Annotated in this window: 8 protein-coding genes; all 8 read left to right on the top strand. The window is 44.5% G+C overall.

What is annotated here, in order from left to right:
* The first annotated feature begins 530 nt into the window (after nucleotides 1–530).
* The 8 genes from P1P89_22675 to P1P89_22640 all read left to right on the top strand — a co-directional run bounded on the left by P1P89_22675 (nucleotide 531) and on the right by P1P89_22640 (nucleotide 3449).
* Nucleotides 531–731, top strand: coding sequence for a hypothetical protein (locus P1P89_22675; GenBank protein MDF1594327.1), 201 nt, complete (start codon nucleotides 531–533; stop codon nucleotides 729–731).
* Nucleotides 728–985, top strand: coding sequence for a type II toxin-antitoxin system RelE/ParE family toxin (locus tag P1P89_22670; protein ID MDF1594326.1), 258 nt, complete (start codon nucleotides 728–730; stop codon nucleotides 983–985). The genes P1P89_22675 and P1P89_22670 overlap by 4 nt, the downstream gene beginning before the upstream one ends.
* 287 nt (nucleotides 986–1272) lie before the next feature.
* Nucleotides 1273–1464 carry a hypothetical protein gene (locus tag P1P89_22665; protein ID MDF1594325.1) on the top strand — a complete coding sequence of 64 codons (192 nt, stop codon included), beginning with the start codon at nucleotides 1273–1275 and terminating at the stop codon, nucleotides 1462–1464.
* Between the two features lie 142 nt (nucleotides 1465–1606).
* Nucleotides 1607–1828 (top strand): hypothetical protein, encoded by a 222-nt coding sequence (locus P1P89_22660; GenBank protein MDF1594324.1) that lies wholly within the window; start codon nucleotides 1607–1609, stop codon nucleotides 1826–1828.
* A gap of 24 nt (nucleotides 1829–1852) precedes the next feature.
* Nucleotides 1853–2065, top strand: coding sequence for a hypothetical protein (locus tag P1P89_22655; protein ID MDF1594323.1), 213 nt, complete (start codon nucleotides 1853–1855; stop codon nucleotides 2063–2065).
* Nucleotides 2046–2357, top strand: a complete 312-nt coding sequence (locus tag P1P89_22650; protein ID MDF1594322.1) for an addiction module toxin RelE — start codon at nucleotides 2046–2048, stop codon at nucleotides 2355–2357. Before P1P89_22655 ends, P1P89_22650 begins: the two co-directional genes overlap by 20 nt.
* 650 nt (nucleotides 2358–3007) lie before the next feature.
* A complete protein-coding gene (locus P1P89_22645; GenBank protein MDF1594321.1) occupies nucleotides 3008–3199 on the top strand; it encodes a hypothetical protein in 192 nt (63 codons plus the stop codon).
* A complete protein-coding gene (locus tag P1P89_22640; GenBank protein ID MDF1594320.1) occupies nucleotides 3186–3449 on the top strand; it encodes a type II toxin-antitoxin system RelE/ParE family toxin in 264 nt (87 codons plus the stop codon). The genes P1P89_22645 and P1P89_22640 overlap by 14 nt, the downstream gene beginning before the upstream one ends.
* Nucleotides 3450–3638: the final 189 nt, after the last annotated feature.

The following is a 3638-nucleotide window of genomic DNA, read 5'->3' as shown; positions in this document are numbered from 1 at the left end:
GTGCGCCCAAATTTTAGCGAAGATCATAACTTTTTGATATTACGGGGTTAAAAAAAATACTTGACATGAGGACTATAGAATGTCCCGGTTGTCACTCTGTCAAGTTATTTAATTATTTAAAAACGTCCCCATTGTCACATGCCGTGAGTCTGTATGGGGTTGGCTAATAACCGTAAGATTTGAAATATATCCATTTGAACACGGTATGGCACCGAAGATTTTCTGGGGTCCGAATGGACTAGGGGCCGTTTGTTAAGCATCGCGCTTAACAAACAATTGCCTTGAACCTGATGGGTGACTGGTGCGGATCAGCATGTGCTGACCGGAGAACCGATAAGAAAGAAATAACGGGCGCGAGTCAGGGGTTGAAACAAGGCCGTGTTGTTAAGAAATAGAAGTGACAAGCCAAAAAAGGAGAATTTTTTTGTATGGATAGGTGTTTTTTCTCTTGACATACCCTTTAATGGGCGACCCTTTATGCCAAAGTTTATAGGCTTGGCTTAAAATAAGGCCATCAAAAGGAGGGCCAAATGCTTGATAGCATAAAGATGGAAATAAAACCTGAAGTTATCATTGCTGCGTTAAATAAAATGCCGAAAAAAGAACGGGATTCATTCCTGGAAGATCTTCTTGCAGCCACTTCGCCGGAGTACCTGGAAAGTATCAAGGAGGCTAGAGCAGACTATAAGGCTGGCAGGGTCAGAAATCATCAGGAGGTCTTTGGTCTTTGAAATACCGATTGGTATATACCCACAGGGCCTTTAGAGATATTCGTGCGATAGAGGAAAAAGTTAAAAAGAGAATCGGAAAGGCTCTTGAAAGATACCGGGAAGAACCATTGAAATACGCTTCAAGATTGATCGATTCCAAGCTCGGCATGTATCGTTTCAGAATTGGCGATTATAGAGTCATCTGTGATATTGAAGACGATGAGATTATTGTTTTGCGAGTGGGGCACAGAAAAAATATTTATAGGAAGCTTTGAATCATATAATCCCATTGATACAAAAATAAGTTTAAAAGTGAAGAACGTCCCCATTTCCCCGGCTTCACAGCCTCCAGGCTTTTGATAGTTTGTCCGGTTAGTCAACAACGTCCCGGAAAACAGAAAAAAAACTCAAACAAACCCTTTGCGTCCTTCGCGTCTTTGCGGTTCGATACGAAAATGAAAAACCAATAATCAAATGGGCGCGAATCCCATTGAATTATGTATCGGCTTGTGGCATCATTTAAAGTAAAGAAAAAATCGGAAAACTTATCAAATGGTGAAGTATGAATGTGGCAGACAAAATTTGTAAAAAGGCGAAGGATCTCCCGGAGTCGTTGGCAAAAGAGGTGCTCGAGTTTATTGAGCGGATTCATGCCAAGCAGGATATCGAGGTTGAAGAACTGAAAAAGGCTCAGGTGCCGATAATGAAACGGATTTGGGAAAATAAAGAGGAAGATGTCTGGAATGAGCTATAGCCCAGGTGACCTGGTGGGTATCCCCTTTCCCTATTCGGATCTGAAAACAGAAAAGCGGCGGCCCGTCCTGGTCATGACTTATCAGGACCGGCATGGTGACTTTATCTGCGTTGCTGTAACCCGATTAAAGAGGTTATAAAGAATGAACACTCACCAGGATACACCTTTTCAAAAGGATATCGACGCTGTAGAGTCACTGCCGTATGATGATCAGGAGGAAATTTTAGAGGTGCTTAGAATGCGCCTGGCCGAACACCGGCGCAATGAAATTGCCGCTAATGCGCGGGAAGCGCTGCAGGCAGTGAGGGAAAAGCGGGCAAAATTCAGAACGCTTGAAGATTTAAAGAAGGATCTTTTAAGGTAAAAAAGTATTTTATGGAGGTGCGTTATGGAAACACAATTTGTGACTGATGCACAAGGCAAGAAGACTGCGGCAATTATTCCTTTCGAGGAATGGGAACGAACTGAGAAAGCAAAAGATATTCTTGAGCATGTCTATCTGTCCGGAATTATTGAAGAACGTAATGGCAGCGACTCAACCGTAAGTCTTGACGATTTACTAAAAGCAGAGGGTCTGACCCGTGCCGACCTGGAAAGTTGAACTGATTCCGGAGGCCCATGCGGACTTTAACAAGCTGGATGGCAGCGTAAAAAAACAAATCTTGAAACAGCTTGTAAAGTTGGAACAAAACCCAAAGTGCGGCGTTCCTCTAGGAAACAAAGCCGGCATAAACCTTGAAGGCTACTATAAACTGTACGCTGACAAGAAGCGGATCAGGATAGTTTATCAGGAGATGGGCCATATTCTTAAAGTTATTGCAATTGACAAGCGGGAAGATATGGAAGTCTACCGTATAGCGCTGAAAAGAATCTTGTCAATGAAAGCAAGTTAAGACCAAAAACGAATAACCAATTTAAGCGCTTACGCTTGCCCCCTTTTTACACTTTTCACATGAACCCAGAACCTGGAACCCGCAACATTGTTCTCCTAAGAAGCTCATCTGCGAATGCGTAAGCCTGCCGCATGCACAAGCCCTTTGTTCGGATCGTGAGCCGGAGGCCCAATGGTTTTGTTTAATGCTTTCATCGTATCACCGAACTCAATTGCCCGCAGGGCATGGCACCTTTGAGCAAACCGAAGCCGGCCGTTCTTTTTGGGCCGGCACCCGGTTCGGACAAAAACTTTGCGTCCTTGGCGCCCTTGTCGGGTCGTAGCTTTAGCGAAGCCTGATTTGCGGTTCAATAGTTTTTTTAAACTGGAATTCATTCAAGAAACGCATAAAAACATGACCGTCCCCATGTCCCTGAACATGGAGAACAAAGATGCAGGATTCTGAATTAATAAAAACAAGAGCGATACGTCGACATCATAGAAAAAGAATTATACACAAACGAAAGATGCACCGAGGGCACTGGTATGTTAAACATCCTGGCTATCTTGCAAAAAACAATACGGTTTGTTCCTGCTGGATGTGTGGTAACCCTCGAAAATACTTTGGTGAATTAACCCGCCGGGAAATAATCTTCAAAAAAGGAATACGATATGAACACCGTTGACCTTAAATACATAGTTGACGAAAAGGGAGAGCGCACTGCCGTAGTGATGTCAATTGACCACTACGAAGAGCTTTTGGAAGATGTTCACGACCTGGCCGTCATTGCTGAGAGGAGAGAAGAGCCCTCCATATCATTCGAGGAACTGAAGAGAAGGCTCAAGAAAGATGGCCGCTTATAAAATAGAGTTGAAGCGATCTGCGGAAAAGGATCTGCGCCAGATTGATCGGTTTCGAATTCCCCCGATTATGGAGGCAATAGAGGCTCTTGGGGATGACCCGTTTCCGCCGGGATGCAGAAAATTACAAGGAACCGAAAAGCAGTTCAGGATTAGGGTGGGGGACTATAGAGTGATCTTTGAGGTAGACGGCCAGCGTCGGATCGTCATCGTATACCACATTCGACACAGGAAGGATGCTTATCGGAAGTAGTTTGGTTGGAAATGCCGGTTTCGATGAACAGGGGCTTCTTTGCTCGAACCGAAGGCGGCCGTTCTCTTTGGGCCGGCACCCGGTTCGGACAAAAAACTTCGCGTCCTTTGCGTCTTCGCGGTTCAATCTCTTAATCGCCCGTTCGCTTTGCTCACTCAAGTCGCTATGGACGACCAAATGTCGATTTCC

Source organism: Desulfobacterales bacterium (assembly GCA_029211065.1).
GTDB lineage: Bacteria > Desulfobacterota > Desulfobacteria > Desulfobacterales > JARGFK01 > JARGFK01.
The sequence above is the reverse complement of the archived record's forward strand: the minus strand, read 5'-3'. Positions and strand labels throughout refer to the sequence as shown.